The 25,696-nt window shown below is 59.1% G+C and carries 27 protein-coding genes; 12 read left to right on the forward strand and 15 right to left on the reverse strand.

Going from position 1 to position 25,696, the window contains the following annotated elements:
- Genes hutG through JJB09_RS10590 form a run of 3 tightly spaced genes read left to right on the forward strand, consistent with a single transcriptional unit; the run spans window position 1 to window position 3,061 of the window.
- Window positions 1–804: an N-formylglutamate deformylase gene (gene hutG / locus JJB09_RS10580; protein ID WP_201657268.1), complete on the forward strand. Its 804-nt coding sequence runs from the start codon at window positions 1–3 to the stop codon at window positions 802–804.
- A gap of 11 nt (window positions 805–815) precedes the next feature.
- Window positions 816–2,489 carry a urocanate hydratase gene (gene hutU / locus JJB09_RS10585; protein ID WP_201657271.1) on the forward strand — a complete coding sequence of 558 codons (1,674 nt, stop codon included), beginning with the start codon at window positions 816–818 and terminating at the stop codon, window positions 2,487–2,489.
- Window positions 2,489–3,061 (forward strand): HutD/Ves family protein, encoded by a 573-nt coding sequence (locus tag JJB09_RS10590; protein ID WP_201657274.1) that lies wholly within the window; start codon window positions 2,489–2,491, stop codon window positions 3,059–3,061. The genes hutU and JJB09_RS10590 overlap by 1 nt, the downstream gene beginning before the upstream one ends.
- Here JJB09_RS10590 and JJB09_RS10595 read toward each other — a convergent pair.
- On the reverse strand, window positions 3,046–5,010 hold the full coding sequence (locus JJB09_RS10595) for a glycosyltransferase (protein ID WP_201657277.1): 1,965 nt from the start codon (window positions 5,008–5,010) through the stop codon (window positions 3,046–3,048). The genes JJB09_RS10590 and JJB09_RS10595 overlap by 16 nt on opposite strands.
- An 89-nt stretch (window positions 5,011–5,099) precedes the next feature.
- Here JJB09_RS10595 and JJB09_RS10600 point away from each other — a divergent pair, with 89 nt between their 5' ends.
- The 5 genes from JJB09_RS10600 to ureG all read left to right on the forward strand — a co-directional run bounded on the left by JJB09_RS10600 (window position 5,100) and on the right by ureG (window position 8,656).
- Entirely contained in the window at window positions 5,100–5,936 is an 837-nt protein-coding gene (locus JJB09_RS10600) for a transporter substrate-binding domain-containing protein (RefSeq protein WP_201657280.1), read from the forward strand.
- A gap of 157 nt (window positions 5,937–6,093) precedes the next feature.
- Entirely contained in the window at window positions 6,094–6,633 is a 540-nt protein-coding gene (locus JJB09_RS10605; protein WP_201657283.1) for a peroxiredoxin, read from the forward strand.
- A gap of 170 nt (window positions 6,634–6,803) precedes the next feature.
- Window positions 6,804–7,271 (forward strand): urease accessory protein UreE, encoded by a 468-nt coding sequence (gene ureE, locus JJB09_RS10610; RefSeq protein ID WP_201657286.1) that lies wholly within the window; start codon window positions 6,804–6,806, stop codon window positions 7,269–7,271.
- The gene (locus JJB09_RS10615; protein ID WP_201657289.1) at window positions 7,237–7,929 is read left to right on the forward strand and encodes an urease accessory protein UreF; all 693 of its coding nucleotides are present in this window, start codon (window positions 7,237–7,239) and stop codon (window positions 7,927–7,929) included. Before ureE ends, JJB09_RS10615 begins: the two co-directional genes overlap by 35 nt.
- Window positions 7,930–8,038: 109 nt before the next feature.
- Window positions 8,039–8,656, forward strand: coding sequence for an urease accessory protein UreG (ureG, locus tag JJB09_RS10620; RefSeq protein ID WP_201657292.1), 618 nt, complete (start codon window positions 8,039–8,041; stop codon window positions 8,654–8,656).
- 14 nt (window positions 8,657–8,670) lie between these two features.
- On the opposite strand, the gene JJB09_RS10625 is transcribed toward ureG, so the two are convergent.
- The 8 genes from JJB09_RS10625 to JJB09_RS10660 form a co-directional block, all read right to left on the reverse strand.
- Entirely contained in the window at window positions 8,671–8,877 is a 207-nt protein-coding gene (locus tag JJB09_RS10625) for a hypothetical protein (RefSeq protein ID WP_201657296.1), read from the reverse strand.
- A 165-nt stretch (window positions 8,878–9,042) separates the two neighbouring features.
- A complete protein-coding gene (locus tag JJB09_RS10630) occupies window positions 9,043–9,198 on the reverse strand; it encodes a hypothetical protein (protein WP_201657298.1) in 156 nt (51 codons plus the stop codon).
- Between the two features lie 85 nt (window positions 9,199–9,283).
- On the reverse strand, window positions 9,284–9,466 hold the full coding sequence (locus tag JJB09_RS10635) for a hypothetical protein (RefSeq protein ID WP_201657299.1): 183 nt from the start codon (window positions 9,464–9,466) through the stop codon (window positions 9,284–9,286).
- A 101-nt stretch (window positions 9,467–9,567) separates the two neighbouring features.
- Window positions 9,568–10,374 carry an ATP-binding cassette domain-containing protein gene (locus JJB09_RS10640; RefSeq protein ID WP_201657305.1) on the reverse strand — a complete coding sequence of 269 codons (807 nt, stop codon included), beginning with the start codon at window positions 10,372–10,374 and terminating at the stop codon, window positions 9,568–9,570.
- Between the two features lie 10 nt (window positions 10,375–10,384).
- Complete coding sequence (ssuC, locus tag JJB09_RS10645; protein ID WP_201657308.1) at window positions 10,385–11,227, reverse strand: aliphatic sulfonate ABC transporter permease SsuC; 843 nt, start codon at window positions 11,225–11,227, stop codon at window positions 10,385–10,387.
- 94 nt (window positions 11,228–11,321) lie between these two features.
- On the reverse strand, window positions 11,322–12,488 hold the full coding sequence (gene ssuD, locus JJB09_RS10650; protein ID WP_201657310.1) for an FMNH2-dependent alkanesulfonate monooxygenase: 1,167 nt from the start codon (window positions 12,486–12,488) through the stop codon (window positions 11,322–11,324).
- A gap of 45 nt (window positions 12,489–12,533) precedes the next feature.
- Window positions 12,534–13,499 carry an aliphatic sulfonate ABC transporter substrate-binding protein gene (locus JJB09_RS10655; RefSeq protein WP_201657317.1) on the reverse strand — a complete coding sequence of 322 codons (966 nt, stop codon included), beginning with the start codon at window positions 13,497–13,499 and terminating at the stop codon, window positions 12,534–12,536.
- Window positions 13,500–13,698: 199 nt separating this feature from the next.
- Complete coding sequence (locus tag JJB09_RS10660) at window positions 13,699–15,135, reverse strand: FAD/NAD(P)-binding protein (RefSeq protein ID WP_201657319.1); 1,437 nt, start codon at window positions 15,133–15,135, stop codon at window positions 13,699–13,701.
- Window positions 15,136–15,344: 209 nt separating this feature from the next.
- Here JJB09_RS10660 and JJB09_RS10665 point away from each other — a divergent pair, with 209 nt between their 5' ends.
- Entirely contained in the window at window positions 15,345–15,893 is a 549-nt protein-coding gene (locus JJB09_RS10665) for a flavin reductase family protein (protein ID WP_201657322.1), read from the forward strand.
- Between the two features lie 22 nt (window positions 15,894–15,915).
- Here the strand turns inward: JJB09_RS10665 and JJB09_RS10670 are convergent, their stop codons facing one another.
- The 4 genes from JJB09_RS10670 to JJB09_RS10685 form a co-directional block, all read right to left on the reverse strand.
- Window positions 15,916–16,377 carry an RrF2 family transcriptional regulator gene (locus tag JJB09_RS10670; protein ID WP_201657326.1) on the reverse strand — a complete coding sequence of 154 codons (462 nt, stop codon included), beginning with the start codon at window positions 16,375–16,377 and terminating at the stop codon, window positions 15,916–15,918.
- 135 nt (window positions 16,378–16,512) lie between these two features.
- Complete coding sequence (locus JJB09_RS10675) at window positions 16,513–16,701, reverse strand: hypothetical protein (RefSeq protein WP_201657329.1); 189 nt, start codon at window positions 16,699–16,701, stop codon at window positions 16,513–16,515.
- Window positions 16,702–17,023: 322 nt separating this feature from the next.
- Window positions 17,024–18,379 carry an FAD/NAD(P)-binding protein gene (locus tag JJB09_RS10680; RefSeq protein ID WP_201657332.1) on the reverse strand — a complete coding sequence of 452 codons (1,356 nt, stop codon included), beginning with the start codon at window positions 18,377–18,379 and terminating at the stop codon, window positions 17,024–17,026.
- A 172-nt stretch (window positions 18,380–18,551) separates the two neighbouring features.
- Window positions 18,552–19,151, reverse strand: a complete 600-nt coding sequence (locus tag JJB09_RS10685; RefSeq protein WP_201657336.1) for an RBBP9/YdeN family alpha/beta hydrolase — start codon at window positions 19,149–19,151, stop codon at window positions 18,552–18,554.
- A gap of 264 nt (window positions 19,152–19,415) precedes the next feature.
- Between JJB09_RS10685 and JJB09_RS10690 the strand changes: the two genes are divergently transcribed.
- On the forward strand, window positions 19,416–20,495 hold the full coding sequence (locus JJB09_RS10690; protein ID WP_201657338.1) for an acyl-CoA dehydrogenase family protein: 1,080 nt from the start codon (window positions 19,416–19,418) through the stop codon (window positions 20,493–20,495).
- 46 nt (window positions 20,496–20,541) lie between these two features.
- On the opposite strand, the gene galU is transcribed toward JJB09_RS10690, so the two are convergent.
- A complete protein-coding gene (gene galU, locus JJB09_RS10695) occupies window positions 20,542–21,426 on the reverse strand; it encodes a UTP--glucose-1-phosphate uridylyltransferase GalU (RefSeq protein WP_343229010.1) in 885 nt (294 codons plus the stop codon).
- Between the two features lie 236 nt (window positions 21,427–21,662).
- Between galU and JJB09_RS10700 the strand changes: the two genes are divergently transcribed.
- Together JJB09_RS10700 and JJB09_RS10705 are read left to right on the forward strand one after the other, a co-directional pair.
- The gene (locus tag JJB09_RS10700) at window positions 21,663–22,838 is read left to right on the forward strand and encodes a lytic murein transglycosylase (protein WP_246748681.1); all 1,176 of its coding nucleotides are present in this window, start codon (window positions 21,663–21,665) and stop codon (window positions 22,836–22,838) included.
- An 86-nt stretch (window positions 22,839–22,924) separates the two neighbouring features.
- Window positions 22,925–24,121 carry an SGNH/GDSL hydrolase family protein gene (locus JJB09_RS10705; RefSeq protein WP_201657345.1) on the forward strand — a complete coding sequence of 399 codons (1,197 nt, stop codon included), beginning with the start codon at window positions 22,925–22,927 and terminating at the stop codon, window positions 24,119–24,121.
- 51 nt (window positions 24,122–24,172) lie between these two features.
- On the opposite strand, the gene JJB09_RS10710 is transcribed toward JJB09_RS10705, so the two are convergent.
- Window positions 24,173–25,627, reverse strand: coding sequence for a glutamate synthase subunit beta (locus tag JJB09_RS10710; RefSeq protein ID WP_201657347.1), 1,455 nt, complete (start codon window positions 25,625–25,627; stop codon window positions 24,173–24,175).
- Between the last annotated feature and the right edge of the window lie 69 nt (window positions 25,628–25,696).

A 25,696-nucleotide genomic window follows, 5' to 3' on the forward strand; every position in this document is an offset into this window, starting at 1 on the left:
ATGACCCCCGTCTTCGAAACCCGCCAGGGCACCTCGCCTGTCATCCTCGGCTTTCCGCATACCGGCACCGATGTTCCCACCGATATCTGGGCACGCCTGAACGACAACGGCAAGATCCTCGCCGATACCGACTGGCACATCCACAAGCTCTATGAAGGGCTGCTCGACAACGTGACGACGGTGCGCGCCACCTTCCACCGCTACGTCATCGACGCCAATCGCGATCCTGAAGGCGCCAGCCTCTATCCCGGCCAGAACACCACCGGCCTGATTCCGGATACGGATTTTGACGGCAAGCCGATCTGGAAGGAAGGCTCGGCACCGACCGACGCCGACATCGCCGCAAGGCTGAGGGATTTCCACGCGCCCTATCACGCAGCCTTGGCTGCCGAAATCGAACGCGTCAAGGCGATCCATGGTGTGGCTGTCCTCTACGACTGCCACTCGATCCGCTCGCATATTCCCTTCCTCTTCGAGGGCAAGCTGCCGGATTTCAACATCGGCACCGACATGGGCAAGACCTGCGATGCCGCGGTCGAGCAGGCCACAGTCGAAACCGCTGCCGCGGCATCCGGCTACACCAGCATCCTCAACGGCCGCTTCAAGGGCGGCTGGACGACGCGCCACTACGGTAAACCGCAGACGAACGTGCATGCGATCCAGATGGAGCTTGCGCAATCGACCCATCTCACGACCGAAGCACCGCCCTTCGCCTACGATCCCGCCAAGGCAGACCGCCTGCGCGCACATCTCAAAACCATTCTGGAGCGCATCGAACACATCGCGCTCGGCCTCAAGCAATAAGGGGAAATGACATGACCAATCCACGCCACAATATCAGGGATGTCCGTGCTGCCCGCGGCAACGAACTGACAGCCAAAAGCTGGATGACCGAAGCGCCGATGCGCATGCTGATGAACAATCTCGATCCCGATGTTGCAGAACGTCCGCATGATCTGGTCGTCTATGGCGGCATCGGCCGCGCGGCCCGCACCTGGGCGGATTTCGACCAGATCGTCGCCTCGCTGAAGGATCTGAACGAGGATGAGACGCTGCTGGTGCAATCCGGCAAGCCGGTCGGTGTGTTCCGCACCCACAAGGACGCGCCGCGCGTGCTGATCGCCAACTCCAACCTCGTGCCGCATTGGGCAACCTGGGATCACTTCAACGAGCTCGATAAGAAGGGCCTTGCGATGTACGGCCAGATGACGGCCGGCTCGTGGATCTATATCGGCACGCAGGGCATAGTGCAGGGCACCTACGAGACCTTCGTGGAAGCCGGCCGCCAGCATTACGACGGTAACCTCAAAGGCAAGTGGATCCTGACCGGCGGCCTCGGTGGCATGGGCGGCGCCCAGCCGCTGGCAGCCGTGATGGCTGGCGCCTGCTGCCTGGCGGTCGAGTGCGACGAGACCCGCGTCGATTTCCGCCTGCGCACCCGTTATGTCGATGCCAAGGCGCATACGCTGGACGAGGCGCTCGCCATGATCGACGAGTGGACCAAGGCCGGCGAAGCCAAGTCCGTCGGCCTGATCGGCAATGCTGCCGATGTCTTCCCCGAACTGGTCAAGCGCGGCATCAAGCCTGATATCGTCACCGACCAGACCTCGGCGCATGACCCCATCCATGGCTATCTGCCGCTCGGCTGGACCGTCGCCGAATGGCGCGCCAAGCAGGAAAGCGATCCCAAGGCGGTGGAAAAGGCGGCCCGCGCTTCGATGAAGGTCCACGTCGCCGCCATGGTCGACTTCTGGAACATGGGTGTGCCGACGCTCGATTACGGCAACAACATCCGCCAGGTCGCCAAGGAAGAAGGGCTGGAAGACGCCTTCGCTTTCCCCGGCTTTGTGCCTGCGTACATTCGCCCTCTCTTCTGCCGCGGTATCGGCCCGTTCCGCTGGGCAGCGCTTTCGGGCAATCCCGAGGACATCTATAAGACCGACGCCAAGGTGAAGGAACTGACCCCCGGCAACACGCATCTGCATCGCTGGCTGGACATGGCCCGCGAACGGATCTCCTTCCAGGGCCTGCCGGCTCGCATCTGCTGGGTAGGCCTCGGCGATCGTCACCGCCTTGGGCTCGCCTTCAACGAGATGGTACGCACAGGCGAACTCTCGGCACCTGTCGTCATCGGCCGCGACCACCTCGATTCCGGCTCGGTCGCCTCGCCCAATCGGGAGACGGAAGCGATGAAGGACGGTTCGGACGCCGTGTCCGACTGGCCGCTGCTCAACGCCCTGCTCAACACCGCGTCGGGCGCCACCTGGGTGTCGCTGCATCATGGCGGCGGCGTCGGCATGGGCTTTTCCCAGCATTCCGGCATGGTCATCTGCGCCGATGGCACCGATGATGCGGCCCGCCGCCTTGAACGAGTGCTGTGGAACGATCCAGCCACAGGCGTCATGCGTCACGCCGACGCCGGTTATGACATCGCCATCGATTGCGCCAGGGAAAAGGGCCTGCGTCTGCCGGGCATCCTGGGCAACTGATGCGCATTCTCAAGCACAGCGACCACAAGCGCATGCCGTGGAAAAACGGGCAAGGCGTCACCGAAGAGGTGGCGTCCTTCCCGCCCGGCAGCGATATCTCGAACTTCGGCTGGCGGCTCTCCATTGCCCATGTCGGCGCGGACGGACCGTTTTCCGTCTTCGCCGGCATCGACCGGACAATCGCGCTGCTCGACGGCGATGGGCTATGCCTCGATCTTCCCGACAGTACGAAAGAGCTCGACCCGAAAGGTGAACCTTTCGCTTTCTCCGGCGATCTCGATATTTCGAGCCGCAACAAGGGCGGCCCGACGATCGATCTCAACATCATGACCCGGCGCGGCCAGTTCCGGCATGTGATGCGGCGATTTTGCGGAGAACCGATCGTGTCTGATGACGAGGATGCAGTACGCCTGTTTGTCTTCAATGCAACCACATCAATGGTCATAGACGGCCAAGCCATCGTGTTCGATCGCTTCGATGCCTTGCTGTTGGGCGAGGCTAACAGCAATATTGCCCTTACCGGTCACGCGGTCACCGATGTCCTGGCAATCACCATCTACCGCGTCGATTGAAGGCTGCTGCCCTCCACTGCGTCTGTCTCGGCGGTTTTGGCCATCCTCACCGCCGGCCGATGCGGCGTTTTTCGCCACAGGAACGGATTGGTGTAGAGCTCTATCAAGGCCCTCCATGCCGCCAACGAGATGAGCAACCAGTAGAGAGGGACATAACGCCACTTGTCGCCCACGCGACGGCGCTCGTCCATGCTCATTGCCTTGTAGCCCATGGCCACGAACAGAACGTAGGATCCGAAGGTGTTGAAGCTATCGAGTGCAAGTAGCATTTGCTCCAGCGGCGTGGAGAAGCCGATATTGAGCAGGCGCCAGATCGCAAGGGCCACGAACCCTACGATCAGCGGGTGCCCGAGCGCGGAAAGCAGCATTCCTGTGATCATCACGTGAAAGACGAGCGTTCCTGCCGGTCCCAATTCACCGCTCAGCTTACGTGGCTGCCGCATCAACACCAGCCAGGTCTGCATCCAGCCTTTCATCCATCGGCTGCGCTGGGCGAGCCATACACGCTTGTCCGTCGGCGCATCTTCCAGTGTCGGCCGTCTGATCATCTCGGCACGGTAGCCAAGCCGGTGAAATCGCAGACCCAGATCGGCATCTTCCGTGACGTTGAAGGGATCCCATCCACCCGCTGACCGCAACGGCCCTATGCGGAAGTGGTTGGACGTGCCGCCGAGCGGCATCGGCTGCCGCAAGTCTCCCAATAGCGGCAGGATACGGCGGAACAGGCCCGCATACTCCAGCGCAAACAGAGCCGAAAGCCACCCCTCCTGCGCGTTTGAGACGATCAGCGGCGCCTGAAGGCAGGCAACATCATCCGGTCGCAGCTGGAACCGTTGGAATGCTTCCAGCAACTGGTCAGGGTGCGGACGGTCCTCGGCATCGTAGATGACAACATAATCGCCACGAGCCGCCTCAAGCGCATAATTCAGGGCCTTCGGCTTGGTGCGCGGGCCGACATCAGGAACGGTGACGATCTCGTATTCCGGCTTGAGCTCCAAGTTGCGCAGAGCCTGGATCGTATCATTGTCCCGTTCTTCGCACACGAGCTTGATGTCGAGCCGGGAGCGAGGCCAATTCAGTTTGTTGAGACGATCGACAAGCTGGGCGACAACCTCCTGTTCCTGATAGAGCGCGACCAGAACCGTATAGACCGGCAACTCGCCGGGATCCCGCAACGGCCTCTGTTTTGTCAGGATCTCGCCGAGCACGCTGGCCAGTCCCCGGATCCATAAAGCCAGAAAATAGCACAGCGACAGCAACATGTGCATGACCAGCAGCGAAGCACTCGGAAGCAGGAAGAAAGACAACGCGATCGGCGTCAGGCATAAGCCCGCTACGAAGCCCTGTTGCCCTGAAATCACGATCCTGGCGCTGAGGTCCGGCCGCGCATCGAACAAAGCCTCAGAAGCCTGTTTGCCGCGGCGGATCGCACCAACTCGCCAAACCGCACTGCGGATCGCGGATGGCGTGGTCACTACAACTCTTTGGCGGATCCCGAGCATGCAACAGATCTGCGCCTCGCCATTGGCGATTTCACGCGCCGATGGGACGATGGCAATTGCCGGCGCCCTGTCCGGCAGGTGGCATCGGACCATCCTCGGAAGCAGGAGCTGGGTATCGACGCCGGGACGATCGGCTATCGTCGCCGGATCGATGTCCGGTAGGAACGGCAGTTCGAGGACACGCGCCAGAGCGCCATAATAGGCGTCTTCGCGAACGCGGCCATCGGCCAGCAGTTCCGCCTCCAGCGAGGTCCCGTTCGATGTGGCACGCTTTGCGAGTATTTCGAGAAAAGGCTTGGAGAAGCCAAGTTTCTTGAGAAAGGCTCGCTCAGAGTCTACTTCGGCTTGCGGGGCGCCATCCCAGAACGCCGGGAATCGCTGGGGATCCGACCCAACGACAAGGCTGGAAACTTCACCACCGGATTGGAAATATTCCCCCTGACGCATAACTCTGGTACAACACACGTTGAACGCATTTGAGTAAAACTGGACCCATAATAATGAAGCTAATGGTTGTGTCACGTTGTTTTTATCTTATGCGTGCATTTTTTTTGACATTCGTCGTTTCCGCGAGTTGCGGGCCGCTGGCCGCACAGGAGCGCAGCTCGCTTTCGATGCCGCTGATGTTCGATCAACGCGAGCGCATTCCAGCGCCGGATCTGGCAACGGTGCCGCGCATCCGATTCCTCACCTCTGTTGATTTTCCACCATTCAACTTCCTTGATCAGTCGGGAAAGCTGTCCGGATTTCATGTGGATCTTGCCCGCGAGATATGCACTGAGCTCAAAGTGGTGGAACGTTGCCAGATCGAGGCCATGCCGTTCAAGGAACTGCAGGGGGCGTTGGACAAGGGCGATGGCGAGGTTGTTCTGGCGGGGATGCGCATAACCCCGGAGCTGCGCGAGACACACGGCTTCTCGCGGGTCTTCATGCAGCTGCCCGCCCGCTTTGTCATTGCCCGCTCCAGCGCCGGACAACTGACGACCCCTGAAAAACTTGCTCCGGGCAAGACCGGTGTCCTCGAGGGCACCGCGCATGCTGCAATGCTGACGACATTCTTTCCCCTTATCCAGCCAAAGCCCTACAGTTCACGCCAGGCGATGCTCGAAGCGCTGAAGAAAGGCGAGATACAAGCCGCATTCAGCGACGGGTTGCAGCTCTCGTTCTGGCTGGAATCGGCGGATTCCGCCGATTGCTGCACCTATCTCGGTGGTCCCTATTACTCAGCCGTCTTTCTGGGCGAAGGCATTGCGATGATGACCCGCAAGGACATGCCTCAGATTACCCGGGCAATCGATAGCGCCTTGCTGGCCCTGTCACGCAGTGGCCGGCTGAGCGAGATCTACCTGCGCTATTTTCCCAACGGCCTGTAGTAACAAGACATGCAACCTATGCATGGCAGATATGCCTGCGCCTCCCGCCGGCAGTTTCCTGCTGCGCTGCAATAGAAATTCGGGTAGGATGTCAAAAAACTACAAGCGGCCATTTTCCGGAATGGATGATGGCCGCGCGCCTACGCAGGAGATAAGCATGATTGGCAAGAGAGTTCCCGACGTCACATTCCGTACACGCGTTCGCGATGAAGCGATCGGCGGCCCGAACCCATTCCGGTGGGAAGAAAAGTCGAGCAGCGACTATTTCAGCGGCAAGCGGGTGGTGCTCTTTTCGCTGCCGGGTGCATTCACCCCGACATGCTCGACCTACCAGCTTCCCGATTTCGAAAAACTGTTTTCCGATTTCAAGGCTGAGGGCGTCGATGAAATCTACTGCATCTCGGTCAATGACGCATTCGTGATGAACGCCTGGGGCAAGAGCCAGGGCATCGAAAACCTCAAGCTCATTCCTGACGGCTCCGGCGAGTTCACGCGCAAGATGGGCATGCTGGTCGCCAAGGATAACCTCGGCTTCGGCATGCGCTCGTGGCGTTATGGCGCCGTCATCAATGATGGCGTGATCGAGCAGTGGTTCGAAGAAGAAGGCTTTGCGGACAACTGCGAATCCGACCCATACGGCGCGTCCTCGCCGCAGAATATTCTCGAAAATCTGCGCGAATTGAAGAAGGCAGCCTGATCCCTTCGGCACCATCGGAGCCACGGCGCGAACTGAATTGACCCTCGAAAGTTGGACATCGACTTCGGGGGGGTTTTCATGTCCGGAATCCGGAATTACGCATTGCGCTTCGTGCGAAAATGCCTTCAGGTACCCTATCCGAAGTTACAGATGGAGGCCGGAGTATCGCGATGCCTTATCGCTCGACGCGCATTGAAAAGCCCGACGCTGCCAAGCCGGCGGCCATCGATACTGTTACCCTGAAGCATGACGAGCGCCACCTGCGCCGGAAACTCCTGCACATGGCGAATGACGACGTGGTGATGCTGGATCTGAAGGAGCCCACGGTTCTCGAACATGGAGACCTGCTGGCCACCGAGGACGGCCACTACATCGCCATCGCTGCCGCCGACGAAAAGCTTCTGGAGATCAAGGCGCGCGATACCGTCCATCAGATGCAACTTTGCTGGCACCTAGGCAACCGCCACCTTGCAGCCCAAATCGAACCGTCGCGGATCCTGATCGAGCGCGATCATGTCATCAAGGCAATGCTCGAGGGGTTGGGAGCAATCGTCACCGAGGTGGAGGAGCCATTCCATCCGGTTCACGGCGCCTATCACAGCCATGGTTCGCATGACCACCACCATCACGACCATTGACAGCGAGCGATCCCTGATACGGTTGATGACGTGGCTATCCCCGGCGTTTCCTGTCGGAGGATTTGCCTATTCGGGGGGATTGGAAAGCGCCGTCCACGACGGCATGATAGCCAATGGCGACGAACTGGCGCGCTGGCTGCAAACTCAGGCGACGAACGGCGTCCTGTGGAACGATGCAGTATTGCAGGCCGAGGCCTGGCGCAGTCACGCTGATTGCCCTCGCTTGCAGGCAGCCTCCGAACTCGCCGAGGCGCTTGCGGGCTCTGCCGAACGTCACCTCGAGCTCATGGCGCTCGGTGAAGCTTTTGTGGCTGCCGCATCCGCATGGCCACATCCGGTACTTGCGTTTCTCGGCGGCAGGCCCCCCTATGCGATCGCCGTCGGTGCGGTCGCCGCTGGCCATGGCATAAGCCTCGACAGCACCACAGCAGCCTATCTGCATGCCGTGCTGTCGCAGGCTGTCTCCGCAGCTATCCGCCTGGGGGTTATTGGTCAGAAGCAGGGCGTGTCCATCCTGGCGGGATTGGAAGCCGACATAGTGGAGACTGCCAGGCGGTCAACCCAGTCGACCCTCGACGACCTCGGTGCAGCCACCTTCATCGCGGATCTCGCCGCAATCCGGCACGAGACGCAGTATACGAGACTGTTCCGCTCATGATCGCCAAATGCTGCGATCACTATCCAGTTGTTGCCGGCAACAGACGGCTTGTATCCTGGCTGGGCATTGTCGGCACACGTTTCCATTTCCTGACGAAAGGATTTGCATCATGACATCTCGAAACGGCCCGCTGCGGATCGGCATCGGCGGCCCGGTCGGCTCCGGCAAGACGGCATTGACCGAAAAGCTCTGCAAGGCCATGCGGCAAGACTTTTCCGTCGCCGTGGTCACCAACGACATCTATACGCGCGAGGACGCCGACGCCTTGGTGCGCATGCAGGCGCTGTCGTCGGACCGTATCGTCGGCGTCGAGACCGGCGGCTGCCCGCACACGGCAATCCGCGAGGACGCCTCGATCAATCTTGCAGCAATTGCCGAGCTCAACCGCAAATTCCCCGATCTGGACATCGTCTTCATTGAATCCGGCGGCGATAACCTTGCGGCAACTTTCTCGCCCGATCTGGCCGACCTGACAATCTACGTAATCTCGGTCTGCCAGGGAGAAGAAATCCCGCGCAAGGGCGGCCCGGGCATCACCAAGTCCGATCTGCTGGTCATCAACAAGAAGGACCTCGCGCCCTATGTCGAAGCCGATCTCGACATTATGGAGAGTGATGCGACGCGCATGCGGGGCGGCAAGCCGTTCTATTTTTCGGATATGAAGAGGGGAATAGGGGTGGCGGAAATCGTCGACTATCTCAAGCGATATGGCGGGTTGGTCGTCTGATTACCGGGTGGCCGCTATTCGAACCAGTCATCCTGGCGGACGATCTCCAGCAATTCGCGCTTTTGCCGGATGCTCAACGGCTTGTAGTGGCGATTTCTCAACAAAAGGCGGCGGCGTTTCCTGGCATCACGTGCCTGCATCAACATACGAAGCGACAGTGGTCCGCCAAGATAAAGGGCAATTCCGGAAAGGAAATGCCGACCAGAGCTGAATGCTGTCATTGCGGCCTCCTTGGCCTCACGGCGACACAGGCGATATCTTGCTCCCCAAAATCCGATCGCTCTGTTCCGCAGGTATCTGCGGATATGTAACGCAGATGTGGGGATCGAGGTTCCCGAAGTCAATAATGCCTCGCCTCTGACGTCGGCGATCCGGGGCAGAAACCGCTAGACAATGCCGAAGATCATCAAGCCGACGAACAGAAACACGGCCGTCACCGCGATACGCATCGCAAGAGCGTCTGCTCCGCGAAACTTGCTGCCGGAGGCTTGGCGTTGGATGCTGACCCGCGTCGTAGAAGTGACTGGCGACTGTGAGGTCATACGCGACCCTCCTTGCAATAATACCCGCCCGAAAGAAAAAAACCGGACCATTGCGGGTCCGGGCGCCAACGGGGCGGAAAAAAACTTAGAAAAACCTGTAAGCGTAAAGCGAAAGACCTGAAGTGGTGGCTTCGACCTCGTGTGCGACATCGTCATCCTTCTGCCGGTGCTCGACTTTGGTACGCTCCCGCTCGTCGTTGACGAGGGGCTGCACGAAGTCCCGCTTGGGGAAGAAAAAGCCGATCGGAAAGCCGTTCATGATAATCATCGGAATTCTCCTGTTGGCATCTCGCTACCTAGGCATCATGACGATATTATCTATAGAGTCAATAGAGATTAAGACTTGCGTTGAAAATGCGGCAGAACGCATCAGACCTGACCGCTTCCCAGGATAGCCGACAGCAACCGCGCCTCGACCTCGGCGAGTTCCGGCAGCCCATGGGGACGTGGATGCACATGGTCGACCGCGAGATCCACCGATATCCGGCCTTGCTCCAGCACAATCACGCGGTCTGCAAGATGCACGGCCTCGCTGACATCATGAGTGACAAGCAACGTGGTAAAGCCTTGCTCGCGCCAGACCCGGCTCAGCAATTGCTGCATGCTGAGCCGGGTCAGCGCATCAAGCGCGCCGAGGGGCTCGTCCAGGGCAAGAAAATCCGGTCGGCTGACGAGCGCGCGGGCGAGCGCCACGCGTTGGCGTTGGCCGCCAGACAAACGCGATGGCCATTCATCGAACTTATCAGCAAGTTGCACGTCCCTGAGCGCGACCATCGCCTGAGCCCGGGCCTCAGCCGCATTCGTCTGGTCCTTCAGACCAACGGCCACATTGTCGATGACATTGAACCAGGGTAGCAGTCGCGGTTCCTGGAAGACGATCCGCGAATTGGCGACGGCGGCATTCCCGCTGGCGTCTTCGAAGGTAATGCCGCCACCTGTTCGTTCTTCCAGACCCATGAGGATTCGCAGAAGCGTACTTTTGCCGCAACCGCTCTTGCCGACGATGGCCACGAACTGCCCGGCCGGAATCTCGAGGTCGATGCCCCGCAGCACACGATTGCCTCCGAAGGCCTTTTCGACGCCATCCAAGCGGACGCTTACCGGACGCCGTTGGACGGAGGACGAACCAACATCGCTTTCACCTGGACCCCTGGCCCACGACACCGTAGCATTCATTTGTCGTTCCTCAGTGCTGGTAGACGGGGTTCCACGAAAGCACCCGTCGTTCGAGATACCTGACAGCCACATCGGCAGCCTTTCCGAGTGCTGCGTAGATGAGCAACGCCAGCACCACGATATCGGTCATCATGAATTCCCGCGCCTCATTGGCCATATGACCGATGCCAGACGAAGCCGCGATGGTTTCGGAAACGATCAGCGTGAGCCACATGATGCCCAGCGCATAACGAAGGCCAACGAAGATCGACGGCAGCGCACCGGGGAAAATGATCTTGCGAAACAGCGTCCAGCCGCTCATGCCGTAGACCCTGCCCATCTCGATGAGATCGCGGTCGACATTGCGAACCCCGTGATAGGTATTGAGATAGACAGGAAAGAGCACGCCGAGCGACGTCAGGAAAAGCTTGGATTCCTCACCGATGCCGAACCAGAGGATGACCAGCGGGATCATCGCCAGATGCGGGATGGTTCTCAGCATCTGCAGACTGGTATCCGTCAGCCGTTCCGAAAACCGTGAGATGCCGTTGGCTATCCCGAGCAGGAAGCCAATTGTGCCGCCGACGGCGAGGCCAGCGAAGGCGCGAGCAGCACTTACCGCAATATCGTGCGGCAGATCGCCCGATACCGTCGTCGACCAGAAAGCACTGGCAACATCGGCTGGCGACGGCATGACCCGAGCTGAGATCCAGCCGATAGAGGACAGCAGTTGCCAAATGATGATGATACCGATCGGCAGCGCGTAAGGCACAAGATCGACGGATCCGGGAGCCGGCTTGCGCGCGGCGTTCTTTCGACCGGCAGTTTTCTTCGCTACCTCGGCGGAATTGCCGTAGCTTTCGATGGCCGTCATAGCGTCACTCCATGCATGAACTTGTCTCCCACACAGACAATTCGACTGGATTGGCGAAGGGCTGGCGCACCGGGGGCGCGCCAGCCGGGATGGGTCAGGAACCCGCCACCACCCGGAGGTTGCCGCCATGGCCACCGCCGCCGAAGACCTGCGGCTGGTTGAAGCTCGGCCGTGCCGATGGCACCGCACCGGTGATGCCGAGTTCGGGGAACAGCAGTTCCGAAACGCGATAGGCCTCCTCGAGATGCGGATAGCCAGAAGCGATCACCGTATCGATGCCGATATCCTGATATTCCTTGAGGCGCGCGGCGACCGTCTTCGGCGAGCCGACCAGCGCAGTTCCTGCCCCGGAACGCACGAGACCGATCCCGGCCCAGAGGTTCGGGGAAACTTCGAGCTTGTCGCGTCGCCCGCCGTGCAGTGCCGCCATACGGCTCTGGCCGACCGAGTCGGAGTTCTTCGTGAAATTCTCCTGCGCCTGGGCGATGGTTTCGTCAGACAGCTTGGAGATCAGGCTGTCGGCGGCCTCCCACGCTTCCTCGTCGGTTTCGCGCACGATGAAATGCAGGCGGATGCCGAAAGAGACATCCTTGCCCTTGTCAGCCGCGGCCTTGCGGACCTTGGCGACCTTTTCGGCAACCTGCGCCGGGGGCTCGCCCCAGGTCAGGTACTTGTCGGCGAGGCCGGCCGAGAAATCGATGCCGGCATCGGATGAGCCACCGAAATAAAGCGGCGGGCGCGGGCTCTGCACTGGCGGATAGCCGAGCTTGGCGTCGATCGCCTTGATGTACTTGCCGTCGAGATTGGCTTCGCCGGTTTCGAGCAGCTTGTTGAATACCTGAAAGAACTCGTCGGCGTGATCGTAGCGCTCGTCATGGGCGAGGAAGATGCCGTCGCCGGCGAGTTCCTGGGCGCTGCCGCCAACCACGATGTTGAGCAGCAGGCGGCCGTTGGAAATCCGGTCCAGCGTCGCTGCAATGCGGGCATAGTAGGCGGGCGATGCCGTGCCCGGACGAACGGCAACAAGGAACTTCAGCTTTTCGGTGAAAGGCGCAAGTGCTGCCGCGACGAGGAAAGGCTCCTCGCAGGCGATCGATGTCGGGATCAGGACGCCAGAATAGCCGAGCCGATCGGCAGCGGTGGCGATCTCGCGGAAATAGCGATGATCGGCAGGCCGATTCTGCTCGTTCGAGCCGAGATAGCTGCCATCGCCGGGGGTCGGGATGAACCACAGGAAATCGAGGGGTTGCTTGCTGGACATGGGTTACTTTCCTTACTGATATCGTCGGACGAAACGTCCGCGGAATTAGCTTTCCTTGGGGCGCCAGACGATGTCGCTGACCGTGAGTTGTCTTGGGAGGACCTTGAGGGCGTGGAAGTCGTCCGCCAGCGCCTGCTGGTATTTGACCGCATCGTCAGAAACGAGCGCGACCTTGCCGAGGTCGGCACCGGCGCGGGTAAGCGTCACTTTGGTGATCTCCTCTTTGACGCCGGTAATCTCGGCCAGCTGCTTGGCCGTGCCGTCGATATCCTTCTGGGCTTCCGCGCCAAGCTTGGCGAGTTCATCGAGGATGTCGGTGATCACATCAGGGTTGGCGGGGACGAAATCGCCATTGCCGAGAAAATAGCCCCAGGCCTCGACGATGTTTTCCGACGTGACCAGCAGCCGCGCCTCGGGATCAGCCTCCGCCACCGCGAAGAAGGGATCCCAGATCGCCCAGGCATCGATGCTGCCACTCTTGAACGCCGCACCCGCATCCTGTGGCGGCAGGTCGACGCCTTCGATGTCATCAGGCATCAAGCCGACGGATGCCAGCGCCTTGAATGCGAAATTGTGCGCGCTCGAACCGCGCTTGTAGGCGACCTTCTTACCCTTCAGGTCCTCGATCTTCTGGATCGGCGCATCTTTGTGAACGAGGATGCCATGGAAGGCTGCCGGCGGCTTGTAGGTGCCGACATAGAGAAGATTGCCGCCAGCCGCCTGCGCGAACAGAGGCGGCACGTCACCGGTCGGGCCGAAATCAAGCGCATTGGAGCCGAGCGCTTCGAGCAACGGCGGACCGGAGGAGAATTCAGACCACTCGACGGAAATGCCACGCGACGCCAGCCTCTTTTCCAGCACGCCCTGCTGCTTAGCGATGGCGAGGATCCCGAATTTCTGCCAGCCGATGCGGATCGTAGAGGCTGCCGCATTTGCCGTCCGGCCAACCGGCAGGATCATTGCCGCGGTGGCAGCCCCTATGAGACCCAATGTTTGTCTGCGCGTGACCATGATAAATTCCTTTCCGCCTGCGTGGCGTTCAGAGCCAAATTTCGCTGCCACCCCAAAGGGCTTCAATGATCATATTGATATATTCTATTGTTTTTATCGATATTATATCGTTACAAAAAATCTCTAATTTCCGGATCAGATTTTCTCATGATCCGAAATGCAGGAATATTATTCCAAAACCTAAGGAATCGGTGATTTGTCAGGCCGCATCTGACGCGAGCTTTGTTACTGAGCCAGCCTGCTCAATCGCCTCAGCCACTTGTCGGGCAACCTCGGCCGCGTGCTCGGAAACCTGGGGCAATCCCATCAACTCGCCAAAGGTGCCACGCGCAAGTGGTCCAGCGATATAGAGATCGGGCACTGCCCTTCCCTCCTGATCGAGCGCTTGTGAATTGCGATTGCAGGCGATGCCGAGATGGGCAGGATCGCTCGCGATAAGCCCTTTTGCTGCAAGCTCCTCAAGAAACTGCTGACTCTCGAGGATGCTGCCATGGGCCGGACCGGTGGTCACGATCAACGCATCGAAATCGCGGATGATGCTGCCCTTGCGCCGGGCGAGCTTGAGAGCACCGCGGATGCGGCCCTCGTGATAGGAAATGACCCCGACCGATGCGGCAAGCGTCTCAAGCTGCCCGTGCTTCGCCGTTTCGACCAAAGCATTCTCCACCTGCGGGGCAATCCGGAAGCGATGCACATCCCAGAACGGCCTGAGGTGCCGGACAATCTTCTTGCGCTCGGCTATCGGGAGGTTTTTCCAGATATCCTGCCCCTGTGCGCGCACGGCATCGATGACCGCGTGCCAACTGACGTCGAAAATGGCCGCTTCACGAATTGCTTCCCTGATACGGCGCGTCAAATGGCGTGCCGACAGGATCGGCCGTGAGGTGAAATCCCCGTACGGTTCCTGCGGAACAGGCGCATGGCCCCGAGAACGCAGGCCACGCCTGGAAATGGAGGTTATCTTGCCGCGATGTCCGTTTTGAACCAGCGATGCAATCACATCGGCTGATGTAAGCCCGTTGCCAACCAGCAATACCGTATCATCCGGCCGAATGGCGTGCAGCGCATCTGGCACCGTGGCATCGGCGACAAAGCGCGGATGGCCTTCAAGGATCGATACGAGCGTTCTCGGCGCAGCTGGCGAAGGGTGGCTGGTCGCGATCACCACCAGATCAGCCTCCAACTGCATCCCGTCGTCGCTTTCGACCACCCACCCAGCGCCGTGGCGCGTCAATCGTTCGATGCGATTGCGAATGTGCTCGATTCGACCGGACTCGATAAAGGGGCGTATGTGGCTGTTGACATAGGCACCGAACACCTGGCGCTGCGGAAAAAGCTGTCCGTCACCTGCGGTCACGCCGATGTCGCCCGACACAGCGCCGGTTTTCTCGATCCAACGGGAGAAATGCTCCTGGTCCGTGGGATCGAGGCTCATGCGGGTTGCAGGCACATTAATCCTGTGAACCGGGTCGGAGGTATCATAGGCCAAGCCGGCGCCAAGTTTGTCGCGCGGTTCAAAGACAACGATCCGCAGCCGGGAAAGTGCGGGATTGCGGGCAAGCTGCCATGCGACAGCGCCGCCAGTAAATCCGCCGCCGATAATGGCGACAACCGTATTCCCGTCTGGGTTAATCATGGTGATAGTCTCCTGATCCGGGTCGCTTACCCTAGCACGTCTCCTTGTGCCGAGCGATGACCGCAACCAAATTCCCGCCCGCGGAACGCCGACGCCTCAATAACCATATAATCTATAATTTTTATTGACAATACGTTTTTTTGAATTACCTTTCTTTCCCGGCGCCATGAGCGCCAAGACCAAAGCCATGAATGAAGATGGAGAAGTCCATGACCATCGCCCAGAATCTTGCGGCATATCCCTTTGACGGCGCTCCCCGCCGAATTGCGGCGCACGCCGAAGCCGCCTCGGTCAAGCTCGCAATGCGCACCCTTTCGGGCGGCGTTTCCGTGATTACAGCAGGCGTTGGCGACGACCGTACCGGCGCGACGGTAACATCGGCGACCGCACTCTCCATGGAGCCGCCGACCATGATCGTCAGCATCAACAAAGGATCATCAAGCTGGCCGGTCATCCAGCGCTACGGACATTTCTGCGTCAACATTCTGTCAGCCGATCATCAGGCGATTGCCGACCGCTTTGCCGGGATTGGCGGCATCAAGGGAACGCAGCGCTACGAAGGCGCACGCTGGACGACAATGGCCAGCGGCGCCCCGGTTCTGTCGGAGGCGCTTGCAGCCATCGATTGCGAAGTGGAAGAAATCATCGAAAGACACAGCCACGCGATCATCCTCGGTCGCGCCGTGGCGGTCGTCTCAAGCGCCGGATCTTCACTGATCTATGGCAACGGCCGCTACGGCCAGATCACCCACGCCTGACGCGGGCGGACGCCAGCCGAATTCAGGAGGCTGCCTTTTCCATCAGGCGGCCGACTTCGGCTTCTCCGTATTCGCCCGACACCAGACGCGCCAGCGTCATATTGTCGAGAATTTCAGAAATGGCGTCGCGGACTTCGGTCATCGATCTGCGAACAAGACAGTTTTCCGGATCGGCGCAATCGTCGCAAGCCTCATAGGCGGTGCGACTGGCGCAACGGATGGGCGCAAGCGGCCCATCGATGACCCGTACCGCATGGCCGATGCGGACTTCTTCTGCAGGACGAGACAGCGAGTAACCGCCCGTAGGGCCCTTCTTGGACCGCACGATGCCGGCATTGCGCAACTCGAGCAGGATCGTGTCCAGGAATTTTTTGGGAATATTGTTTTCGCTCGCGATCTGCGCACTGAAGGCAGTCTCGCCCGGGGCGAGCCTGGCCAGAGCAATCAAAGCCTTCAGTCCGTATTTACCCTTGTTGGTCAGCATCTCACATCGCGTTTCAAGCCAGAACGTTTGCTCTACATAGCCCGCTTTGCTGCGCGTATGAAGAGAGCAAACCGAATTTATAGCAAGGCTCCCTAAGGGAACCTTGCCGGTATGGCGAAAAGAGCGTGAAAAGGCCTAAGCCGCGATGGCTGCGGCACTAACGAGGTGCAGCTGGATTGCCCTGCGGACATCACTCAACGAACTAAACCGATGACCGTCCAACCCCATGACATGAAACTTGACGGCTACGAATTTGAGCGCCCCCTCGGAGGGAACGACGATACCGACCGGAACTCCGGCATATTCAACAACGGACTTGTGCATGACCATACCCATCACAGCTAGGGTTTGATTTCCTGTTCTTCGTAAGTTGCGATGCGTAAGCATCACATTCGATGATGACAGGAACACAACATGCGGCGGAAAATCGTATCATTTTGAAAGCGGATCGACGAATAGTCGTAAATGCGGCCCATTGCTCTCCCTTTCCGATATCCGTTCAACAAGAGCAGCATTTCGCTGCCGACGATTAAAAACTACAATTATCTACCTTTTTTGTCAATTATTATTTTTATAGAAATGGCATAATTTTCCAACCTTGTCGCCAAATGCATAATTGTGAGCAAATAAATTCCAATTTGTGCTGTCAGGCAGCCGTGGCGACACGCTGAGCGACATCACGCGCCTGAACCCGAATATCCGGTACGGCGAAGATTTCCCAGAACTGCCCCACCGTCATCGGGCCCATGGCATACGCCCCGGTATCCAGCATCCCGGCGCCTGATTGAATCCGGGACTGTTCATCGACCGCCAGGCCAAGGCCCAGTGGGTCCTGGCGGATGAACGCCTTGTCGAGCATGTCCTGCAGCAGCGGAACACGGGCCACGGAACACTTTTCCATGCCGGTACAATTGACGACACGCTGGGCAGCAATGCGCCTTGATGTTCGCGAATGCCGATCCTTGTAGATCACGGCAGCGTTTTGTCCTTCCCTGACCACGCGTTCGAGCCAACCTTTGTGCACGACTAGTTGCCCCGAGGCCCGCATGGAATCGAGCACGCCGGCGATATCGGGTGCCATCCGGTGCCTGTGTATGTTCCACCAGCCGCTGGCATGACGCAGGAAACGCCGCCGCTCATCGATGCTCATGGACTGCCAAAGCGACTGTGTCACGGGTCGCAAACCATCGACGACGCTTCGCCAATCTTCGGATCTCGCGGCGGCGACACGCAATGCGTTCAGCATCTCGCTCAATTTGCCGCCCGGGCTAATTGGCGATTCGATTGCGGCAGATCGGGGTACGACATGTGCATGCGGCATCAGCGCATGGCGAGACAACATGTGGATTGGCCCCGCATGACCCCGTTTTCTCAATGAGACAAGCTGATCGACGGCGGTCAGGCCTGCGCCTACGATAAACACGGGCGCATCGATGTCCAGGCCATCCATCCAGCCACAAGTCCACGGGTTTTCCACCACGAGGTCGCGAACCGCCGCGTCGACCCCACCCTGTACAACCGGCAGTCCTGCCGCAGTGCCGCCAAGGCAAAGCACGCTTTTGCCAACCTCTATCACGTCTGCATTCGTCAACTCGAAGATTTGGCGTTCCGCTTCCAACGCGTGACATCGCAAAGCCTGCGCATCGATGAACCGTACGCGAGCCCGATTGTCTGTGCGCTGAATACCTTGGCCGAGTGTGTCGGAAACATATGCGCCGAACAGCCTCCGTGGTATGAAATCGTCCGAACCATAGGCGTCGCCGCGACGCGCCAGCCAATCGATCAGATCGTTCGGCCGATCCGCAAACAGGCTCATTCTGCCGGCCGGCACGTTCAGCCGATGCGCATCGTCATCGGTCGCATACGCGACGCCACGACCAAAACCGTTCTGGCATCCGACCACGGCGATGGTGCGCTCAGGGTGTAAATACTCAAGCAGATTGACGACGACGGCTGTTGCCGAAAATCCTGCGCCCAACACTGCAATATCGGCTTTCGTCATTCTGGCCTCCGAAAGATTCGTTCCAACTGGCGGCCATAATACGTATATATTTTATATTATCCATCTTTTTTATAGTTTATTATTTCGAATGACCCTCACCTGCTGAAATCCGCAATTCAAGGCGCAAACCGCGCAGCCCAAAGGCTACGCGGCTTGTAACACGCCGGCGCATTTACGACCGTAAGCCAAACAGGCTTTCGAGGAGGCTCGCCCTCGGGACATCGCGCACCTTGACATATTCATGTCGATCCAGGCGCGCAGCAAGCCGATAACCACGCTTCCACCGTCCATAGCCGCTGGCTATGTTGATATGACCGGCACTGCCGAGGTCGATCAGGTCGCTACCGAGCTGCTCGGCATAGAGCACGGCATTTTCGAATGTCATGTATGGATCATTGCGGCTTGCCACCAGCAGCGACGGAAATGGCAGCCTGTCCAGCGGCAGATCGCGCAACTCGACGACGTCGGGATGCAGGCCATTCACCCGCAACGGATCGCAGGGAGCCACCAGCAGGGCACCTTTGACCAGATGGCGCGCCGGGCGGGTGGCAAGTCCTGCCACCACGATAGCGCCGATACTGTGCGCCACGAGTATGCAACCGGGATGGCGCACAACCGCGTCTTCGACCCGGGCAGTCCACTCCGCAATGTCTGGCTTCGTCCAATCCGATTGCTCGACCAGAATGGCGTCAGGATCGTCCTGAAGCCAATAGTCCTGCCAGTGACCTTCGCCAGATCCGTTCAATCCTGGGACAATCAGTTTGGTGGGCATGGGAGACTCCCCTAGAGAGGTGATTGCGTGACATTCTCTCCCGCAACACTCCCACACATCACTCTCCGCCTGAAGAAAGTATATTCTATATATTTTATGGATTTTAAAATTTCATCATTATCGCCCGGGCTGGCTTGGTGGTACCTATCCTGCCAGATGCGAAAGAGGATCGGCTTGCGCTTCATGATAATGTCTATATTATATATCGACTGTATGCTTTGAAGCGTTCGTGCGTCCCTCCGAACAGACCTGAAAGGAACTCCCGTGGGAACAGTTTCACGCCTGCCTGAGAGAATCCGGACCAATGCTCCGATCATCGAAAGCGAAGCCGATGCGTTCAACGCGGTCCACGATCTTGTCAGACGTTTTTCGGCGCCTGATATCAACGGGTTTCCGGTTTCTAGCCCTTACTCCGCGACAGCAACCGCTGCTCAGACTGGCCTGCTCGGCATTTCCGTGCCACCCGAGTTTGGCGGAGCCGACGTTGCGAACGCCGTTCTGGGCGAGATAATGCTAAAGATAGCTACCGCCAGCCGAGCCGCGGCGGCAGCTCTTGCCGAGCACTTCTATTGCATCGAATTGCTGCGCGGACTATCGCCCACCGGGCCGGCCGCCTATTTTTATGCCCGCGCGCTCGCAGGCGACACGTTCCGCTATGCCGGAACCATCAGCCAGACCGAATCCATTGAGCCTGAGCACAGCAAGCCTGGCTGGCGACTGACTGCGACGATCGATATCGTCGGCGACTTCAGGGAGACAGACTGGATCGTTGCCTGCTCAGAGAGCGACCAGGGCGCGATTGCGGTTTTCCTGCCGCGCCTGGCATCGGGGCTGACCATAGGTCCCAATCGTCTCATCTTCTCCGACGTTCATGTCGACAACGGCTGCCTGATAGAGATCGGGGATACACAAAACCTGACCGCCGAGCCGATGGGGCAGTTGCTCAGGTCTGCCGAGCGCCTTGGCTGGGCTGAGCGCAGGCTGAACGACACGCTTGCGCGGCATGTCAGGGCGGTGCCGCAGCAAAAATTCGGACAGCGTTACCTGGAATTGCTTGGCTTGACCGTTTCACGGATCGAAAATGGCAAGGCGGCGATCGAACGCGCCGGCGGCAAAATCGACATTGCCCAGGTCAACAAGGACGAACAATCGTTGAAAAATGCCAGCTTCTCCGCGACAATCGCGCTTTCAAGCGCCGCTGAGGCTTTCGACCACGCCACCGAACTCGGGAGGGTCAATCCTCAAGCCAGTCTGGATGATGCCGGTCCCGTTCGCACCCATGGGCCAGATCCCTACGGTCATGCGCCGATCGGGGCAACCATGCTTGGCGATAGCCTGCATTAGAGCCGGCGACAGAGGGCGAAGACCATTCACCCTCTGTCGAGCTGCTTCATTTCAGGGCGGCCAGCACCGCCTTCAGGTCCGCTTCCACAAGGCCGCGTATATCCGGGCGGTCGAGCGCGAAGGCGACATTGGCCATGATGAACCCATCCTTCGCACCGGTATCGTAGGTCATGCCCTTATAGTGATAGGCGGTGAAAGCCTGATCCTTGAGCAATTTCAGCATCGCATCAGTCAACTGGATCTCGTTGCCCGCGCCACGCTCCTGCGTTTCGAGGATCTTGAAGATCTCGGGCTGCAGGATGTAGCGGCCGTTGATGAAAAAATTCGACGGCTGCGTTCCTGGAGCCGGCTTTTCCACCATGTCCGTAATGCGGAAGCCCTCGCCGATCTGCTCGCCCGTAGCAACGATACCGTAGCGATGCGCCAGTTCCGGCGCGCATTCCTCCACCGCAATGACGTTTCCGCCGCTGATGGCGTGCAGATCGACCATGCCTTTCATGCAGCCGACGTCCGACTTCATGATCATGTCGGGCAGCAAAAGGGCGAACGGATCCTTGCCGATGATGTCACGCGCGCACCAGACCGCATGGCCGAGCCCCAGCGGCTCCTGCTGACGGGTGAAACTCGCCGCACCCGCTTTTGGCAGGATTGATTCGAGAATCGAAAGCTCGGCTTTCTTGTTGCGTGCCTTCAGCGTGCTTTCCAGCTCGTACTGTATATCGAAATAGTCTTCGATGATTGCCTTGCCGCGCCCGGTCACGAATACGAAATGTTCGATACCAGCTTCGATTGCCTCGTCAACAACATACTGGATAACCGGCTTGTCGACGACCGTCATCATTTCCTTCGGAACCGCTTTTGTTGCGGGAAGAAAGCGCGTACCCAGGCCAGCGACCGGGAATACTGCTTTTTTTACTTTTCCTGCACCCACTTTTTTCTCCAATCTGAAAGAGCCGGCCATCCAGCGTTCACGCCGTTTAATTACTAAATGTGATTTTTTTTCATTGAAAGTGACCCTTTGCAATTTCCATGGTAAAGAATTTGTTGACTTCGTTTCTGTAAATTGACGGTTTAAGCTGGCGTGGCCGGCTTTCAGGAAGCATCAGAACCGGAATTGTAGCCATGCAAAATGACCACAAGTATCGATTGATCCGAAGCCTCTTGCCGATGATCGCAGCGGTGGGACTTCTCGTTTCCACACCCGCATATGCCGACAAGGGTTTCGTCAACTGGATCAATGCCTTCTATCCTACTGCAGCAAATGCAGGCATTAGCAAGTCGACCTACCAACGCGCCTTCAAGGGCGTGAGCGAACCCGATCCGACCGTACTTGAGAAGGCAAACTACCAGCCGGAGTTCAAGAGCCGGATTTGGGAATATCTCGATAGTCGCGTCAACCCCTACACGGTAAGAATCGGTAAGGACATGTTGCGCCAGTATGGCCCGACGCTCAATGCGATCGAACGGCATTTCGGCGTCGACAAGCATGTGCTGCTCGCCATCTGGTCGATGGAGAGCAACTATGGCGCCGTGCTCGAAAAGCCGGACCGCCTGCACAACGTGCCGCGCGCGCTGGCAACACTTGCCTATGTCGACAAGAAGCGCGCCAAATTCGCACGGACCCAGCTGATCGCAGCACTCAAGATTCTCGAGCGCGGCGATGTCTCGGCCAAGAACCTGACCGGTTCGTGGGCCGGCGCCATGGGTCACACCCAGTTCATCCCGACCAGCTACCTGATCTATGCCTATGACGCCGATGGCGACGGCAGGCGCGATATCTGGAACTCCATACCGGATGCGCTTGCGACATCCGCAAATCTGCTGAAGAGAAATGGCTGGCAGCCGGGCAAGACCTGGGGCTACGAAATCGTTCCTCCGGGAAATGCTGAAGCCTACGCCGGCAAAACCAAGTCTCTCGCGGAGTGGCAGAAACTCGGCTTCCTCAGGCCGAATGGCAAGGGCTTCAAGAATGGCGCGGATCGCGCAATGCTGAAGCTCCCCGCCGGCGGCAATGGCCCAGGTTTCTTGATGACAAAGAATTTCTTCGTCATCAAGAAATACAATGCCGCCGACTCCTACGCGATGGGTGTAGGGATGCTGGCCGACGAAATCGCCGGTTTTGGAGGCGTCAAGCAGAACTGGCCGCGCCCCGAAGGCACGCTCGACATCAAGCAGAAGTTCGAATTGCAGTCGCGCATGAAGGAGCTTGGCTATTACGATGGCGAGATCGACGGCAATTTCGGCTCCGGCTCGAAGGCCGCCATTTCCGCAATCCAGGCCCAGATTGGCATGACGCAGGACGGCCAGCCATCCCAGCGATTGCTCAAGGCCTTGCAGAAATAGGTGCATTTGCCTTATGTTGGCAATGCCGGAAGGCCGGGCGAAAGTCCGGCCTTTTTCAATTCGACCAGATGCGGATGGATGAAACCATGACCAACCCACCGCCTGTAGCCCGAAGGACCCGCTTCCGGCTCTTGCTTTCAGCATTCATCGCCCTGGTCCTCGCGATTCCGTTGCCGGTCGTCTACTCCACCAATATCGCGCATGCGCAGGAAGTTCGCCCGCGTCGCTCGATCATCGACTTCATTTTCGGCACACGCCGGAGGAAACCTCAAGTGATGCGGCCTGTTGCGGAGCCGCCGAGGAAGAAGCGACCACATAAATCGGTCGTTCGCGCGGGTTCCTCCATCGTCAAAGTCGAACCGCCCACCATCCAAAAACGGCCGGATGCGAAGAAGGTCCTGGTCGTAGGCGACTTCATGGCTTCCGCACTTGCCGATGGCCTGACCGCGGCAGTCGAGGAGGATCCCGGCCTTGCCATCGAAAAAGGCGCAGATGGTTCGTCTGGCCTCGTGCGAACCGATCATCTTGACTGGCCGACAACGCTTGAAGCCAAGATCGGCGAACTGAAGCCGGCGCTCGTGGTCATCATGATCGGCGCCAACGATCGCCAGCAGATGAGCGTCGCCGGCAAGAAGGAGAAATTCCGCTCCGAAGCCTGGAACACCGAATATGAAAAACGCATCGAGGCATTCATCGGCGTTACCACCAAGAACAAGATCCCGTTGATCTGGACGGGGCTGCCCGCCTTCCAGTCGCCTTCGCTGAGCGCGGATGCGGCGACCCTCAACAACCTCTATCGCAGCAAGGTCGAGATGGCGGGTGGCACCTTCATCGACATCTGGGATGGATTCGCCGACGAAAACGGCAAGTTCATCGCTTCCGGCTCGGACGTCAACGGCCAACCGGTCCGGTTGCGCGGCTCGGATGGCCTGAGTCTGACCAAGGCCGGCAAGCGGAAGATGGCCTTCTATCTGGAAAAGGACATTCGGCGACTGACCGGCAATGACGAAATTGCCAACCTGATCCGTCTGGATTCGAGCAACCTGCCGCTGGAGGGCATCACCCCGCAATCAACGATCACAAAGATCGAAAGGATCGCGCCGATCAGTTTCCTCGACCCCGAACTCGACGGATCCAAGGCACTGCTCGACAGCAACCTTGTGCCCAAGACCTCCGGCATCTCGCCACGCGACCTCTTGATCGAGAAGGGTGAAACCGGCCCCGCGCCAGAGGGTCGCGTCGATGATTTTCAGTGGAAGAAGGCGGAAAAGCCAGCCGGCTGAACCACATGCCAAAGAAGATGCGAGGCTCCGGTTTTCCGGAGCCTCGTGTGCTTACTGTGGCAGCGTCGTCGAGCCCATCAGGGACTCGTCAATCGCGCGCGCAGCCTGGCGGCCTTCGCGGATAGCCCAGACGACCAGCGACTGACCACGCCGCACATCGCCGGCGGTCCACAACTTATCGACCGAGGTTTTGTAGTCGCGATCGTTGGCGACGACATTGGTTGAACCACGCCGATCCGTGTTGAGCGTCAGGCTGTCGCCGAGGTCGGCAACGACGCCGTCGCGAAGCGGACCGGAAAAGCCGATTGCGATGAAGGCCAGATCCGCCTTGATGACGAATTCGGTGCCGGCGATCGGCTTGCGCTTTTCATCGACCTGGCAACACTTCACGCCCGTCAACACACCATCCTCGCCGACGAATTCCAGCGTCGCGACCTGGAACTCGCGATTGGCGCCTTCAGCCTGAGACGAAGAGGTGCGCATCTTGGTGGCCCAATAGGGCCAGACAGCAAGCTTGTCTTCCTTCTCGGGCGGCTGCGGACGAATGTCGAGCTGGGTCACACGTACCGCACCCTGACGGAAAGCGGTGCCGACGCAGTCGGATGCCGTGTCGCCGCCGCCGACCACGACCACATGTTTGCCGCCGGACAGGATCGGCGCAGAAGGCCAGGCCACGCTGTCGATGTTTTCGCGGCCAACACGACGGTTCTGCTGCACAAGATAAGGCATGGCATCATGCACGCCGGCGAATTCAACGCCCGGAATGCCCGCATCACGCGGGGTTTCGGAGCCGCCGCAATACAGAACCGCGTCATATTCGGCCAACAGCGCCTCGACCTTGAGATCGACGCCGACATTGACGCCGCAATTGAAGGTGACGCCCTCGCCCTTCATCTGCTCGACGCGGCGATCGATGAAGTTCTTCTCCATCTTGAAGTCCGGGATACCGTAGCGCAGCAGGCCACCGGGGCGGCTTTCGCGCTCATAGACGCTGACATTGTGGCCGGCGCGCGCCAGCTGCTGGGCAGCAGCCATGCCGGCCGGGCCCGAGCCGATGACCGCGACCGACTTGCCTGATTTCACCGTCGCCGGCTGCGGCACGATGTAGCCCATCTCGTAGGCCTTGTCAGCGATTGCCTGCTCGACCGTCTTGATGGCGACCGGAATGTCCTCGAGGTTCAGCGTGCATGCTTCCTCGCACGGAGCCGGGCAGACCCGGCCGGTGAACTCCGGAAAATTGTTGGTCGAGTGGAGATTGCGGATCGCCTCGTCCCACTTGTTGTTGTAGACGAGGTCGTTCCAGTCCGGGATCTGGTTGTGCACCGGACATCCGGTCGGGCCGTGGCAGAATGGAATGCCGCAGTCCATGCATCGGGCCGCCTGTTTCACCACTTCCTGATCAGACATCGGAATTGTAAATTCGCGGAAATGGCGAATGCGGTCCGAAGCCGGCTGATACTTGCCAACCTGCCTGTCGATTTCAAGAAAACCCGTTACCTTGCCCATCTGATCCTGCCCTCAAGTCACTGCAGTTCGCAGCCAGCCTGTTCGCTTCATCCTGATCAATCAGGATAC

This window comes from Phytoamicus setariae (assembly GCF_016722925.1).
In the GTDB taxonomy this organism is placed as follows: domain Bacteria; phylum Pseudomonadota; class Alphaproteobacteria; order Rhizobiales; family Rhizobiaceae; genus Rhizobium_E; species Rhizobium_E setariae.